The sequence below is a fragment of the Halobacillus sp. genome (assembly GCF_049282395.1).
In the GTDB taxonomy this organism is placed as follows: Bacteria; Bacillota; Bacilli; order Bacillales; family Halobacillaceae; genus Halobacillus.
The window spans coordinates 16,803-31,227 of the sequence record NZ_JBAPTY010000384.1; the positions used below are offsets into that span (position 1 = coordinate 16,803).

General features: G+C 39.6%; 14 protein-coding genes and 1 riboswitch. Of the genes, 5 read left to right on the top strand and 9 right to left on the bottom strand.

Going from position 1 to position 14,425, the window contains the following annotated elements; all coding sequences use genetic code 11:
- Positions 1-58 precede the first annotated feature (58 nt).
- Genes menH through WAM07_RS16105 form a run of 3 tightly spaced genes read right to left on the bottom strand, consistent with a single transcriptional unit; the run spans position 59 to position 3,980 of the window.
- Positions 59-853, bottom strand: a complete 795-nt coding sequence (gene menH, locus WAM07_RS16095) for a 2-succinyl-6-hydroxy-2,4-cyclohexadiene-1-carboxylate synthase (protein ID WP_422168435.1) — start codon at positions 851-853, stop codon at positions 59-61.
- Positions 847-2,589: a 2-succinyl-5-enolpyruvyl-6-hydroxy-3-cyclohexene-1-carboxylic-acid synthase gene (gene menD, locus WAM07_RS16100; protein ID WP_422168436.1), complete on the bottom strand. Its 1,743-nt coding sequence runs from the start codon at positions 2,587-2,589 to the stop codon at positions 847-849. Before menD ends, menH begins: the two co-directional genes overlap by 7 nt.
- Entirely contained in the window at positions 2,589-3,980 is a 1,392-nt protein-coding gene (locus tag WAM07_RS16105) for an isochorismate synthase (protein WP_422168437.1), read from the bottom strand. The genes menD and WAM07_RS16105 overlap by 1 nt, the downstream gene beginning before the upstream one ends.
- A gap of 234 nt (positions 3,981-4,214) precedes the next feature.
- Between WAM07_RS16105 and WAM07_RS16110 the strand changes: the two genes are divergently transcribed.
- From WAM07_RS16110 to WAM07_RS16120, 3 genes are all read left to right on the top strand, one after another.
- Entirely contained in the window at positions 4,215-5,159 is a 945-nt protein-coding gene (locus tag WAM07_RS16110; protein WP_422168438.1) for a 1,4-dihydroxy-2-naphthoate polyprenyltransferase, read from the top strand.
- Positions 5,160-5,245: 86 nt separating this feature from the next.
- The gene (locus WAM07_RS16115) at positions 5,246-5,641 is read left to right on the top strand and encodes a hotdog fold thioesterase (protein ID WP_422168439.1); all 396 of its coding nucleotides are present in this window, start codon (positions 5,246-5,248) and stop codon (positions 5,639-5,641) included.
- Between the two features lie 17 nt (positions 5,642-5,658).
- A complete protein-coding gene (locus WAM07_RS16120; RefSeq protein WP_422168440.1) occupies positions 5,659-6,027 on the top strand; it encodes a hypothetical protein in 369 nt (122 codons plus the stop codon).
- A gap of 49 nt (positions 6,028-6,076) precedes the next feature.
- Here the strand turns inward: WAM07_RS16120 and WAM07_RS16125 are convergent, their stop codons facing one another.
- The 4 genes from WAM07_RS16125 to WAM07_RS16140 all read right to left on the bottom strand — a co-directional run bounded on the left by WAM07_RS16125 (position 6,077) and on the right by WAM07_RS16140 (position 8,492).
- On the bottom strand, positions 6,077-6,676 hold the full coding sequence (locus WAM07_RS16125; protein ID WP_422168441.1) for an ECF transporter S component: 600 nt from the start codon (positions 6,674-6,676) through the stop codon (positions 6,077-6,079).
- 166 nt (positions 6,677-6,842) lie between these two features.
- Positions 6,843-6,991: riboswitch (FMN riboswitch) on the bottom strand.
- Between the two features lie 175 nt (positions 6,992-7,166).
- The gene (locus WAM07_RS16130; RefSeq protein ID WP_422168442.1) at positions 7,167-7,304 is read right to left on the bottom strand and encodes a YolD-like family protein; all 138 of its coding nucleotides are present in this window, start codon (positions 7,302-7,304) and stop codon (positions 7,167-7,169) included.
- 364 nt (positions 7,305-7,668) lie between these two features.
- The gene (locus WAM07_RS16135; RefSeq protein ID WP_422168443.1) at positions 7,669-8,241 is read right to left on the bottom strand and encodes a collagen-like protein; all 573 of its coding nucleotides are present in this window, start codon (positions 8,239-8,241) and stop codon (positions 7,669-7,671) included.
- Positions 8,242-8,396: 155 nt separating this feature from the next.
- Complete coding sequence (locus tag WAM07_RS16140; RefSeq protein WP_087946132.1) at positions 8,397-8,492, bottom strand: IS3 family transposase; 96 nt, start codon at positions 8,490-8,492, stop codon at positions 8,397-8,399.
- 181 nt (positions 8,493-8,673) lie between these two features.
- Here WAM07_RS16140 and WAM07_RS16145 point away from each other — a divergent pair, with 181 nt between their 5' ends.
- Positions 8,674-8,844, top strand: a complete 171-nt coding sequence (locus WAM07_RS16145; protein WP_422168444.1) for a Spo0E family sporulation regulatory protein-aspartic acid phosphatase — start codon at positions 8,674-8,676, stop codon at positions 8,842-8,844.
- Positions 8,845-9,106: 262 nt separating this feature from the next.
- Here WAM07_RS16145 and WAM07_RS16150 read toward each other — a convergent pair whose 3' ends face one another.
- Positions 9,107-9,880, bottom strand: coding sequence for an N-acetylmuramoyl-L-alanine amidase (locus tag WAM07_RS16150; protein ID WP_422168445.1), 774 nt, complete (start codon positions 9,878-9,880; stop codon positions 9,107-9,109).
- A gap of 1,754 nt (positions 9,881-11,634) precedes the next feature.
- Here WAM07_RS16150 and WAM07_RS16155 point away from each other — a divergent pair.
- Positions 11,635-11,862, top strand: coding sequence for a hypothetical protein (locus tag WAM07_RS16155; protein WP_422168446.1), 228 nt, complete (start codon positions 11,635-11,637; stop codon positions 11,860-11,862).
- 1,701 nt (positions 11,863-13,563) lie between these two features.
- Here WAM07_RS16155 and WAM07_RS16160 read toward each other — a convergent pair.
- Positions 13,564-14,425: S-Ena type endospore appendage (locus WAM07_RS16160; protein ID WP_422168447.1), on the bottom strand; the 862-nt coding region annotated here is incomplete at its 5' end.

The following is a 14,425-nucleotide window of genomic DNA, read 5'->3' on the forward strand; positions in this document are numbered from 1 at the left end:
CTCCTTCTACATTTAATTATGAAACTGAAAAGCACAAAACGCTTACATACATTGTTAATTATATCATGAACTTCTCTACAATTTTAGCAAAAACTCGTGGTTTTTCGAGATGAACCGTATGACCGGCCCCTGCGACCTCTACCCAACTAACGTTAGATAACCGCTTCTCCATCTGCTGATTAATCGAACGGAATTTTTCATCTTCTTCCCCTGTGACAAGCAGCACATCTGACCTTACCTCCTCAAGCTTCTCCCACCAGGAAGGCTGAGAGCCTGTGCCCATTCCTTCCAGGGATTCTGCCAACCCTTCAACGGTGTGACTTGTACGTTCTTCTCTTAAGGTCTTTCTACGTTTTTCAGGAAGCTTTTTAAGAGTTTCAAATAGTGGAAGAGCTTCCCAGTATTTCACAAAACTATTTATACCCTCCCGATATAATAAACCGGCCAATCGCTGATCCTTAGCCCGTCGTTCTCTTCTTTCTAATTCTGATGGCAGTCCGGGTGAAGCACTTTCCAGAATTAAACGATTGACTCTTTCAGGATAAAGTAAAGCAAAAGACAATGCTGTTCTTCCTCCAAGGGAATAGCCCAGGATGTTTATTTCCTCAACGCAAAGTTCATCTAAAATTACGGCGAGATCTAAACAGAACTTCTCCATGGATACGGTTCCGATCGGACCTGTTCTGGCATGACCGGGCAGCTCTATCTTTATAAAGCGGCACTCTTTATTCATGTAACTTAAACATTCATCAAACGTATGTGTACTTCCTGTAAAACCGTGCAGCAACAACCAGACAGGCCCACTACCGGTATCCTCTACCCAGTAATTGCGTTCTTCAGCCTTTATCAGCATTCATCTTCGCTCCAAGTAGTAATGGATTCCTCAATGCTCTGCCACTTAGCTTTATGAAAGGCGACGTGATCTTCACGATTCGTAATGACTTCCACCACGAAAAGACCGTCGGAACCATAACTTTCAGCTAATGCTTTCTTATAGTCCTCCCAGCTCTCTGCCTTTCTGTGAACGCCCCCATACATCTCCACTATTTTGGAAAAATCCAAATCCAGCGGTGTACCGAACAACTCTTCGAAGTGGTCAGGATGATTCACTTGTGGGAGGTAAGAGAATATGCCACCCCCATTATTGTTAATCACTACAATAGTCAGCGGAAGCCTCTTTTGCTTGGCAATTAACATACCATTGAAGTCATGGTAAAAAGATAAATCGCCCAATAATAAGGTTGTCCTGTGCCCTGAAATAGACGAGCCCAGAGCAGCAGAAAGAACCCCATCAATTCCGTTAGCACCGCGATTAGCGAGTACCTTAACGGATTTAGGAGTAGACATAAAGAAACTGTCCACGTCTCTTATCGGCATGCTGTTTCCAACGAATAAATTGGAATTATCAGGAATATATTCTGACAAATATACGACTGCATGACCTTCATTCATTTGGTCTTCGGGCTCACTTAACATTTGATTCTTAGCGGTGCTGTTTAACTTATGCCATAGCTCCAGCCAATCCGTTTCATAACTTCCTTCTAAAAAGAAGCCGGACAATTTACTGCAAAAGACTGCCGGATCGCTCCAAATAAACTGAGCGGTGATCCCTGCAGGTTCGCGATAACTTTTGTACGTATCCACTATGAAATGGTCCGCGTAAGTTTCAATTTTTTTCACCCATTTTAAATAAGCTTTCGACACAGGCATTGCACCAAAGCGAAGAATATAATCTGGTTCGATTAACTCTTGGATGCGTTCAGACTTTAACAAAGCATCATAATTCTCTATGATGTTCCTTTTATCATGTGCCCCTGCTCTTAATTGAGATAACGGATCTGCCAGTATTGGAACTCCCAGTCTAGCAGCGAGCGTCGTTACAAAGGGAGCAAGTTCTTCGTCTGACTGCGGACCTACCACGATCACTCCTCGCTCATAACTCTTCAGCCTTTGAAACAGTTCTTCAAGTACTTCTTCCTGAAGGGCAGGGTTTCCTGATAAAGCACGAGGAATAGGCTTGACTCCTTCTCTCCAAAGTCCCTGCAAATTAAAATCAGGTACCAGCGGTTCGCGGAATGGAAGGTTCAAGTGAACCGGTCCAGGATGATTTCCTACAGCTTCTTCTACTGCTCTTGCAGCCTGGCGTCTGGCATACATGTGCAGCCCTTCTCCAGGAACAGCTAAGTCATGATACCACCTGACATAGCTGCCAAACATATCTGTCTGATCAATAGCCTGAGGGGCGCCTGTATCCCTGAGTTCATGTGGACGATCAGCTGTAAGCACCAGTAGAGGAACACGACTGTAATGAGCTTCTACAATAGCAGGGTAGTAATTTGCAGCTGCGGTGCCTGAGGTACATACAAGAGCCACTGGTTTATGTTGTTCTTTAGCAATCCCTAACGCAAAAAAAGCCGCAGAGCGTTCATCAAGATGAACCCAATGGTTTATCTCGGAATGCTCTGCAAGGGTCATAGCTAAAGGAGTTGACCTTGATCCTGGCGAAATAACCACATGCTCTACCCCCGAAAAGACGAGCTGGTCAACAAAGTGTGTCACATATTTGGTTAAGGACTCAACATGTTCCATTAACATCCTCCTAAAACTGAGAGCATCGGTTTTAATTTGACGTGTGTTTCTTCATATTCTGCATCTGGATCTGAGTCCTCTACAACACCACAGCCTGCGAATAAGGAAGCTTTATCGGATTTTATCAATGCCGAACGGATAGCAACGGCAAATTCCCCATTATTATGCATATCAAACCACCCGATCGGCCCTGCATACCATCCTCTGTTTAACTTTTCATTGGTCCGTATATAGTCAACCGATTTTTTCTGTGGCATGCCGCCAAGAGCAGGGGTTGGATGAAGTTTTTCAATGACATCGAGCAGAGTGTACCCTTTCTCCAATACTGCTGTTACCGGAGTATAAAGATGCTGAAGATTTTTTAAAGGATACAGTACAGGAGCTTCCGGAATCTGAACATTATAACAGCAGGCTTCTACTGCCTGGCGAATCATTTCTACAACAAATTGGTGCTCCTGCCGGTTTTTCGGATCATATAACAGTTCCTCCCCCAGCTGCACATCCTCTTCTTTCGTTTTCCCGCGGCGGATAGTTCCTGCTAAACAAGTCGAAACAAGTTGCTGCTTATCCAGTTTTGCCAGGCGCTCTGGTGTAGCTCCTACAAAGTATTCTCCTTCGCTTTCAAAAGCAAAAATATAACTATTAGGCTGGGTTGCCGCTAGTGCTTCAATAACAGCTGCGAGCTGGACAGGATCATTGAATGTAATACGTAACTCCCTGGCAAGAACCACCTTATCTAATAAACCTTTCTTAATATCTTCTGTTGCCTGTTCAATCGATTTCTTCCACCCGGACGGGTCAATCTCTTCTGAGTCCGTTCTTACCGGCAATTCAAAGGTCTGATGCCCAGCTTTCAGTAAAGTATCACGATGGTTAGATAATTGTGTGATTATCTGCTGCTTGTGGTCTTCTGGAAATATAAGAACATTTGTTGTCAAATAGGATTCAGGACCCTTGTTGGTCAATAGAAAAGCTGGAATGGTCATCTGGCTGTCAGGGAAAGCTTCCCATGGGACCTGTTCATTTTGTTTGGAATCAAAACTAAATCCCCCAAGCGCAACGATCCCTGTCCCCTTTTCATTAAATTCATCATATGTCGATGCACTTTGATGGATATTGTCCCACATGACCTGTATTTCCTTAAATCGATTTTCGTTTTTTGCATACATTTTATAGGCCGATCCGACAGCCACCATTGTAAAATCTTCTTCAGCGCTTCGCCAAAACAAGCAATGATTGTTTATGGAAGTTCCAGCATCCAGAAATTGAAATGGATCTGATGGCTCTATTTGATCCACCACACTAATCAATTGTGGTTCATTTCTTTCTTGCGCCTGATTTATGGCTTTTTCAATTATTTCATCTATTTGAGGTGCTTGTGTATGAAGCATCAAAATTCCTCCCATTCCTCAGGGGACGTCATAATACATTTATAACGGTTCAAGAACCGTTTGTTTAGATTCAGTAAAGGTTAATCTACATCTATTTTATTCTCTTTTTTCCCTTGACTCAAGAATTGTCCACCCAATCTTACAGTTTAATACATGTATTGACACTCAAGAAGTGTTTCTCTAAACTTAATTTGTTATCATATGAGTAGTTAAAGTACAAGGGAGAGGACATCTATGAGCTCTGTTCCAAATCAAAACATGAAAGCTTCCTTGAATGAACGTGAAGGTTTCCAGGTATGGTGGAGGCTGTTAAGACCTCATACCCTGACGGCTGCCTTTGTTCCCGTATTTGTCGGAACAATGCTTGCTGCAATGGAGCAGCCGATCAATTTGGGGTTATTTGCCGCAATGTTATTAGCTTCTATCCTCATTCAAGCTGCAACAAACATGTTTAATGAATATTACGACTATGTAAGAGGACTGGACAATGAGAATTCCGTTGGTATTGGCGGCACAATTGTAAGAGACGGTATTAGTCCAAGTGTTGTACGTTCCCTCGCTATTGGCTTCTTTGTCATGGCTGGATTGTTAGGGGTATATATTTGTATCGCTTCAAGCTGGTGGATCGCTGTTATTGGGCTTGTTTCCATGCTTTTTGGATATTTATATACAGGCGGGCCTTATCCAATCGCCTATACACCATTTGGTGAATTGACAGCTGGTTTTTTTATGGGAACGATTATTGTAGGGATTAGTTATTATATCCAGCGATTGACGATTTCATGGGAAGTTATTCTTGTCTCCATTCCCGTCGCTATATTTGTTGGAGCTATCCTGCTTGCTAACAATATCCGCGACAGAGTTGGCGATGCCGATAACGGCAGAAGGACATTAGCTATACTATTTGGTCATAAAGGATCGATTCGCTTTTTAACTGTCCTTTTTCTAATCGCCTATGGACTAACGATCGCGTTAATTATCTTTAGCATTTTACCCTATTGGTCATTTATTACCCTATTCAGTGTAGCGAAAGGTTACCAGGCTATTCAAGGGTTTAAAGGAAAATCACAACCTCTTGAAATGATGCCGGCCATGGTAGCCACTGCAAAAACCAACACGATGTATGGAGTCCTTTTGGGTATTTCTATGCTATTGGAAATTTCGATCCCTCTCGGATAACTAAAAGGATGGCTTACAGCCATCCTTTTTTCTATAGGTTTGACTCCTGAAGCAACGGGAAATATGAGGTAAAGGATGGATATCTAATGGAAAAATTAATAAAAAACACTCTAATGGAAACCTTAGGTATGGAAATTGAACATGCTCAAGCTCATTATGTTCAGATACGCATGCCTGTGGATCACCGCACTCATCAGCCTATGGGCTTTCTTCACGGCGGTGCAAGCGTAGCTTTAGCGGAAAGTGCTGCCAGTATAGGCGCATACTTAAATGTGGATGAAGAGAAACAGCAGATTTTCGGGATCGAAATTAATGCCAATCACATTAAGAGTATTCGCAAGGGGCATGTCATCGGTAAGGCAACGCCAATTCATATTGGGCGAAATACAATGGTATGGGAAGTTAAGATCCTGAATGAAGAACAAGAAACGATTTCGATATCCAGGTGTACCATTGGAGTAGTACCTGTAAAAAATAATTGAAAAGGGGCCGATTTCACATGTTAACAGAGAAACAAAAAGAATCGTTTAAACAGCAGCTTTTAGAAATGAAAGAAGAAGCAGAAAAAGAGCTCGAGGAATATAAAGATGATCGATTGAAAAACGACTACGAAAATGATGACACTGGAGAGATTTCAAGCGTAGCCGATCACCCGGGGAACTTAGGAACTGATCAGTTCGAACGGGAAAAAGAACAGACATTTTATGAAAAATCCCGTGAGAAATTAATGGAAGTCAACGATGCTTTGCAGCGAATGGAAGAAGACCGTTATGGATTGAGTGAGAAATCAGGTGAACCTATCCCCGTAGAACGTTTAGAAGCTATGCCGACAGCCCGCTATCGAGTGGATGAACTGGAAGATGAATAATATTGAATAATAAAAAGCTGTCCAGCTAAGCTGGACAGCTTTTTATTATTCACGCGGCTTTGGAAGATCGAACGCTCTTCTGCTCAATCCACGGCTTTAACTTAATGAATAATGGAACAAACAAAGCCCCGATAATAATTCCTTTAATCGCATTGAACGGGAGAATTCCCGCTAAAATAGTAATCCATTTAACATTTGCACTCATTGTTTCCCATCCCATAAACCAACTATACGCAGGTAGAATGAGAAAGTAGTTAAGCACACTCATTCCGGCTGCCATGATAATAGAACTGGCCACTATGCCGGATACTAATGATTTTGTGGATTTGAACTTGTGATAGATCATGGCTGCCGGGACCACAAACAGGACACCTGCCGCAAAATTAGCTACTACCCCTACTGGATCAGCAGCCCCTGTGTAGATGAGGTAAAGTGTATTCTTTAACCCTTCTACGATGACGCCGGCTAAGGGAGTAAAAAGAATAGCAGCAATCAGTGCAGGTATCTCACTGAAGTCAACTTTTAAATATTGAGGAAGTATAGGCAGTGGAAAATTAAGCAGCATTAAAACCATAGAAATACTTCCCATTAGAGCTAGTATAATTAATTTAAGCAAATTTGACGATTGACCTGTATAAGGATTCATCATCGATCTCCTCCTTCATCTTTTTCATCGATTCACATCCCAGATGAAGGTGAACGCACTCCTATTTCCATAATAAAAACCCTAAAGCATACATAAAGGGGCTTTAGGGTGGAGTAATTGTCCATAGGAAACAGTGGGTAGAAATAGATACACTTCTACCTGCTTCGTTCGTCATCTTCTCCCATCCAGACTGTAACTGTCGGTCCCGGATTTGCACCAGGTCCACCGTTTAGCACGAAGCCAAACGGGTCACGGACTAAGAGCGTAAAAACGCTCATCACCGTCGGTCGGGAATTGCACCCTGCCCCGAAGATGGAATCGATATGTTATTGTATGTTTATTCTATACAAAACCCTATGAAATCGCAACTCCTAAGTTTCAAATCGGATCTCTTTTGGTTTGATTAGGATTAATTTTGATCGTTGTTGACGAGTTTCGTCAACAATTCGTCAACAACATAAGCCATAATCAAATCCGTTACGATGTTTGATCTCTACTGGTAGGTCGTCGCTCTTAGTCGTTGTAGAGCAAACTCGATTTCTTCCAGCTTCTGTTCATCAAGATCGGCTATCTCCACTTGCTCATCTTCTCTCCTGAGCTTCTGGATTTCCTCCACATGCTCCGGCAACATTAATAATGTCCGCTTTATAGCACCCCTGATCTCTAGGACCATTACTCACCAGTAGAGTTCGTGTAATAATAGAATGCGCATGCTCCACTGACATTAGGGCTTCCTGTAGCATTTCACTGCACAAAAATAACCGTATTAACATCATGCTCATTGCAGAAGTCAACATGACATTTCATTAAGTATTCCGATACTCCACCCTAACGCTTAGTTCTATTTATTCCAAACAGTACCATACCCTCAACATAATTTCTCAAAAAAAAAACGCCATTACAATTTTGTAATAGCATCTCAAATGTTAACGAGATTTAATTAAATTATTAGTACAGAGCTGCTCTTCAACACTAGAGATTTTTTAAGTTACTGACTATTGATATCTAGTTATCACAAGATGCGCGGAAACTGGACGCGTTCCTCCTGCCAATGGTGTGATTGTTAATGCAGTTGCGTTTCCTGCTGGATTCCGCACCGTTAACGTTGAATTAATTACAGTTGTTTCCACGAGCGCCATTCCAATAATTTGAGACGTTCCCGTCGCTCGCCCCACTACTGTGTACGCTAAGTCTGCTCCATTTAGAGTCAGTATAAGCTGGCCGGGCTCCGTTACACTTACCTGAAACAGCACCTGATAGATCCCAATGTCTGCTAAATTAAATTCAGAATCATTATCGCGGGTTATTCCTGTACCAGGACTACTAGGACCATCCTGAGGAAAGCTTACATCAGTACCTACAGCTACCGTATCAGCATTATCCGGCGGCATAAGAGCAAAGAAATCAGCGAAATCCAACACCCCACCTGCAGGACCTTGAGGGCCCGTAGCCCCTGTTTCACCCTGCGGTCCTGTTGGACCTGCTGGACCCGGAGGGCAGTCACATTTAGTTGATTTCCGATGATAAATAGGACAAAAACCACAGTATTTTTTTACCTTCAAATTCATCACCTCCACTACATATAACCCAGCATATGCAATAGTAATAAATCTGACTGGACTTTTCACGATTGACTACAATCTAAATAAAGCGCAATAATATAGGAACCTTAGGTACTTTTTTCGATAAGCCACTGAGAGATGATAACCCATTGGGCATGAATTTAGATATTATTGTACCAATGGACATCGTCAAATAAAGCTTTAATCAAATCTTCTAGAGTTTCAAATGTTTCTCCACAAATAAACTCTGTTTTAATCCCCTTATACGTAGCTTATGCTCCAGCGGATTTGAAAAACCTACATATCAACTAAGCATATTTCCATTTTGGACCATTGAAACTGAGGATGAAATGTCCATTTTCAAAAATATTCTACATAGTATAATTTATCTAAACCTATATAGGAGATTAGTTCTTTGTAGATTTTGAGAGGTGTATAATGTCCGATAAGAAGCGATTAGAAGAGCAAATTGAAGAAACGAGAGAAAAGATGTATTGCGCTTATATGAATAATGTAGATTTTCTAGATGTTTTAATTATTTCTCAACAACTGGATTGCTTACTAAACAAATTGGAAAAGCTGCGCAAAGAAAAACCCTCACACTGGTAAAGTGAGGGAAACCAACATTAAGCCCCCAAACTTAGAGCGAGGTACAGGCCTTGACGGTTTAATAAGTATTAGAAAACAAAACCTTTTTTTCCGTTTTATACCAACCAATTAAAAACAAAAATTCTACATAAAAAAAGAATTTTTTCACAAACATTTTTGTTACTGTTACTGTTATTTCTATTTTTAATAAACCACGCCCTATCTTTAATTGAAGATAAGGCGTAGATAGCTTAAATATTTTAAAAACCATTTTTAATTTTAGTTACTTTAGCAAGTCATATAATCTCATTAACACAAGTGCAAAGTCTCCACGCTTCAAGCTATCATTAGGACCAAAATTACCATTAGGATAACCATCAAGCAAACCGAGATCCTTAGCTCTTTTAATGGCTGTTGCCGAGTATAGATCATTAGGTACATCGTTAAATCCTGTACCACCAGGAACGGGTGCTGGAACGTAAGCTACGTTAAAATATTCACAGATCCCCTTCGCGTGTTCAACGGCTACTTCCATTTGAAAAGCCCTATCGATCATGAGCAGAGCTTCTCTTTTATTATCCATGAAGCCGTTCTCGGTTAAAATGGCGATCATATTGGTTTCTCTTAGCACATGGAAATTTTCTTCTTTTACTCCACGAAAATTTTGAACAGTGCCTTCTCGAAGATATTTAGCAACCGCATTAGCCAACTTCCCAGATTCATTATTTAAGTCTCCATTATATACAAAGATCTCTATACCACTAGCATCTTCTCCACTAAATGTTCCATCAAAAGCATTGTAATGCACAGAGATATAAGCATCGGCATTTCTACTATTGGCTAAGTCTGTTCTCTGTTGTAGAGATGTATCTACGTCTGTAGGCGCCACTAGTAGTGTATCAAAGCCGCATCGTTCGAGTTCTATTTTCAAAAAATTGACGACCGCACGGTTAAATTCGTTCTCATGAATTGACATCCCGATTTCTGGTATGAAAGGTGTTCGTTTTCCAGGAGTATCTATTCCATGTCCATCATCTAGCGCTATCAATCTAGGCACTATTACCACTCCTTATAAGTTTGGTTATTTTATAACCCCTTATATTAAATGCGCAAAGATTTAAATGGAGTGGACGTATAAACTATATCTTTCACCTATTTAAAAAGATATTATGTACTTTGGTCACTAGCGTTGCATTAGTATAGTCTAAAATTAGTAATCTCACATTTAACTGTTTAAATAAAAAAATAGTACATTCACTTGAACAGGCGATTCTACCCATTTGGTATTTTTATACAGTTAGACTAGTTAAACTAGTGACAACAGCCATTACTTCTGTATCAGGGGACACCCTTAAGGGCTTCAAAAAAGGCTTTAATTAGACTGTGACTTTTCTAGCCTCACTTTCAAAAGTGAGTACAGGTACTAACGGTTTGATTTGTATTGGAAAACCAAACCTGCAGTCCATAATAATCCAATTATTAAGTAACTATCACTCGCGGGGTTTCAGGAGGGTTAGCTGTATGGACCGTGAACGCAAACGACTTCCAAGGCAATACATTTTCCACCCCATTCACTGCCAACATAAATCCGATTACGTTTATTGGAGAATGTACTGATGTACCTTAATGTATGCCCCTTTCTAACATAGTGAGTAAACCAACTTTTTCCTTATTTCACCTTGCAGCTAAGTCTTCAACACTCCTGCTTCGTTTGTTGAAGACTCGGTAGAGAGGTTTTTATATTTGTTACCAAATGAAAGAATTTCAAATAATTAAATCATTTTTCTTTATCAAAGAATAAACTTGTGGTGAATTTGGAGTATTACATTTTCCTTTTAATGGCCGTCCATTTCCTATCTAAATACAGAATTTCCATCCAACAATAATTCCACTCACTTTTAATTGAACATATACAATTTTTCCTTCATGTTTATTTTCCCAAGTCAGCAAATTATGGGTTAAAGAAGTCTTGAGGTTCCTCTAGTTCTCAAACTGTGTCTATATCAATTGCAATTAACTCAGATAACATGGAAATATGTAGAAATAGAACTTAAAAAAATAACCCCACTTAGCGAGAGTGGGGTTAGGGATTCTTTGAATCCAGATTTATGTATTAACATTCTATGAAGTTTTGGGAATTCTGTGCGGAATTGTAACCGGAAAATGCAGCAGAAGTATTGTGTAATACTTATTAATATATTGACAAGATTAAGGACGCCCCTTCAATAAGGTATTGAACTATTGGTGGGGATGTTATTATCTGTATTAAAGATTTAGAAAGAAAAATTGAGAACCTTTGAGAAGAGATGCATCGAATGTATATCGAAGTCCTCACCCCCAATTGTTAGCTGTTCCGCAATCTTTGGATAAACTCTTGAATGATTTTCCAGAATTAATAATAAAATACCAATATCCAGTCTAAAGTACCGCCTTAAACCAGTCACTAAACAACATACAGCTTAGAAGGCTTTTGGGGTACGTGTGATACATGTAAATGATGTTTGGTTAAAACCTATTAAATCAACTTCTGCTAGGATTAATTACAACCTCTTCAAATATAAATAGGGCAATAATAATAAAATTCTGCCCCAAATCTGCCCCATTTGGGGTTTTATAGTTATGCCGAGTTTCTTGATTAGTATGTGCTTCTTAAATTTAATCCTTTCTAAAAAACCTCTAACTCAATTTATAGGGGATAAATAAAATTCTCACTATATAAATCATTAAAATTTATGGGTGTATTTTCATTATCATTTATATTTCTGCATTTTTTATGGTACATTGGGTTAAACAACCTAAAGGAGCATATAAATGGAAAGGAATAACTCCCCCTATGAAAACTTTTCAGATAAAGAACTAGTAGAATATTACTTGTTTATACTTACTAATATCTTTTCAGGTAAACTGTCATATGTAATGTTCCTTGAGACTGATTATTTAGAGGACATCGCGACTAAACGTGGTTTATATTTCACCTATAAAGAAAATATTTGGTTATCATCCAAAAATCATCCCATTCTCATAACAGTCAGTAAATAAAATTTGAATTACTAACTTAGTTAACTTCTAAACCTTGCTTATTTACATCTTGCCCCCCCATTCACTGTATTTAATAAATAAAAGAAGATAAGAGTTAAAAACACTATATAATTGGTATTCCAACTTTACATTATTAGTATAAAGTCAAATAGGATATACGTATAAATAATAAGCATCCAGTCAATATCCAGTCAGAAATGCGACCATGCTTTCATGAATTCGCGACCCTAAAACAATCTTCACCAGGTAACTACTTAGGAAAGATTATGAGAATGGACTACTGAAGGCAATTCGAGCAACAAGTGGGAGTTCCTAGAAATTGCCCCATTAACAATGCCTTCATCACTAAGGTTAAAAGACATAAAAAAAGAGCCTTAAGGTTATCAATCATCCCAACCCGAAGGACTTTTTATTCTGTTGTAATACTTTAAATAAATACGAAGGCTGTTGACGGTTAATTTCGGATAAAACAGGACACCTTCCCCATTACCATACTATTGAGTGAAGAAGTGGTGAAGAAATTTATGGGAAACTGTAGTGGTCTGTAGATATGATTGTAGCTCTCCTTAATACACGGACTATAACGATATAGAACATAGTAGCTGTCGATGTTTTTTGTACCTCATGAACTAGCCGTCTGTCGAGAGAAGTATTGTATTGATCTCCATTATGATGTATTGGAACCGCCTGGAGTTTAAAAGCAGAGGCTATGTCTTCTGCTCTTTTTATTTGAACAATCTCCGTAGTATAAAATGGACGAAAACCTCTCTATCACCACTACATTAGTCCAGGCAATCTTTATGTTTCTAACATCTAATAGAATAGGAATAAAAAAGAGATGACCGTAAGCGTTTATTATGATCAAGGGTGTTACAGCATATTAGAAGTGCGCGTCACCAAGCGAGGCGGTTCCGCGGAAACTTTACTGATACCGCGTTAAATTACATGATCGATTACCGTGTTGGATGCAATAAGTGTGTATAATCTTTGTTATTCAGACCAAACCCTTCTGCTTTCGGTGATCTATGGATGAAAATAATGTATCGGTCTACATTACGATGTACTTGAACCACCAGTATAATCACGTTTGATCAAATGACGTTCTGTTTACTTCAGCAAAATATTAAGAAAGAAGGAAGTTGTGGAAATGTGTGATTTCAGAGATTGTGGATGCTGTCCCGACTCTAGTAGTTCCAGCATTTGCGACTGCTGCGTGGAACCTATGCAATATGTGTTAGAGCAGTTGATTGGCCGAGTGGTCAGGATCGGTACGACAGATACAAGTTCAGGGACTTACCCAAGTGCTACCATATTAGCTGTTAATGATTATATTGTCACTATCCGACAAGGAGCTAATACTATTGCTCTACCTATATGCTTGGTTGTAGGTGTGCAAAATGCTCAAGTACGGAATGTTCTCTTATTACCACCCCCTCTTTCAAGCGAAGGAAAGTGCGATTGCTGTGAGAGGCCATTACGAGATTTTTTTAATGGGATTACTACAGCAGATGTAGATGCCCTGGGATCCGCATTTAATAATTTAACAAATACGCAAATCTTAGAAACAGGAGAGGGTATTGTAAAATTACAGGACAACAATGCTTTTATAGCTCTCTCTCTATGTAAAGTTGCGAGTATACAGAATTTTTCTTAGTGAATAAACAAGAAGGGGTGAATAGGCAATGGCAGCCTCCCCCCTTATTAGGAATGGATTTTATTACAATCTATATCTGAAATCACAGGACGAGGTGAACAATTAATTCCCTTAATCTCCAATGTGGTATTGGCAGTCACCTGGATACTTTGACAAATTTCAATAGAAATTTCTAAGCGCCAACAGTTATCCAGATTTGTAATTGAGCTGATGCGGCACGAGAAATCGGTGACTTCGCATTGCAGGGTAGTGCCTTCAGGAGCACATAGCAAAAGTTGTTCCACTTTATAAAAAGGAAAAACACAACATTGCCGCCCTTTATCGTAAGTCAAACCTATACAACCCTGCTTACATAAGTGAATTTTTTGTAATACCGTTCGTTTTCCATTAGGCAGCATGATTTCAGTATCTTTTCGATCACCTATTTCTTTGCAGATGACGTCCTCAAAAGAAATAGACTCTCCACATTCATTAGCTAAGTAACAACCCTCTTCCCGGCAATTCAATAAGTCTTCTGTTAGATCTCTAAAGAGAGCATAGTGAAGCGTGAGACAATACCTTCCTCTTACAGGTAGGAGAGGATTTTTGTTTATAATCGCCACACTCCTCAATGAGGAAAATGATTGGGTGAACTGTTCCCTGCTCCCTGTTTCTATTGGTGTTCCATTAATAAGGATAATCACATCACTTATATTGCCAATAGCCACAGATAGCGATACGGATCCCGCAACTGGGGCAGGAAGGGTGGATTCCCACAGAGTGTTGATCTGTCCGTTGGAAGCTATTGTGAAATTTCCACAAAACTCATCTGTGACTCTTTTTTTGACTTTAGGAATTTCTATACAAGTGGTGAATTGTAAAGGAACTATAATCCAATCATAAACTTTTTCTACATTCACGCAATGTAAA

What these genes read in the sequence shown, in the direction of transcription:
- WAM07_RS16125 (WP_422168441.1), bottom strand. Translation starts at nt 6,676, where the DNA reads ATGATGAATCCTTATACAGGTCAATCGTCAAATTTGCTTAAATTAATT.
- WAM07_RS16155 (WP_422168446.1), top strand. Translation starts at nt 11,635, where the DNA reads ATGGAAAGGAATAACTCCCCCTATGAAAACTTTTCAGATAAAGAACTA.
- WAM07_RS16115 (WP_422168439.1), top strand. Translation starts at nt 5,246, where the DNA reads ATGGAAAAATTAATAAAAAACACTCTAATGGAAACCTTAGGTATGGAA.
- WAM07_RS16120 (WP_422168440.1), top strand. Translation starts at nt 5,659, where the DNA reads ATGTTAACAGAGAAACAAAAAGAATCGTTTAAACAGCAGCTTTTAGAA.
- WAM07_RS16145 (WP_422168444.1), top strand. Translation starts at nt 8,674, where the DNA reads ATGTCCGATAAGAAGCGATTAGAAGAGCAAATTGAAGAAACGAGAGAA.
- menH (WP_422168435.1), bottom strand. Translation starts at nt 853, where the DNA reads ATGCTGATAAAGGCTGAAGAACGCAATTACTGGGTAGAGGATACCGGT.
- WAM07_RS16110 (WP_422168438.1), top strand. Translation starts at nt 4,215, where the DNA reads ATGAGCTCTGTTCCAAATCAAAACATGAAAGCTTCCTTGAATGAACGT.
- WAM07_RS16105 (WP_422168437.1), bottom strand. Translation starts at nt 3,980, where the DNA reads ATGCTTCATACACAAGCACCTCAAATAGATGAAATAATTGAAAAAGCC.
- WAM07_RS16135 (WP_422168443.1), bottom strand. Translation starts at nt 8,241, where the DNA reads ATGAATTTGAAGGTAAAAAAATACTGTGGTTTTTGTCCTATTTATCAT.
- WAM07_RS16130 (WP_422168442.1), bottom strand. Translation starts at nt 7,304, where the DNA reads ATGTTGCCGGAGCATGTGGAGGAAATCCAGAAGCTCAGGAGAGAAGAT.
- menD (WP_422168436.1), bottom strand. Translation starts at nt 2,589, where the DNA reads ATGGAACATGTTGAGTCCTTAACCAAATATGTGACACACTTTGTTGAC.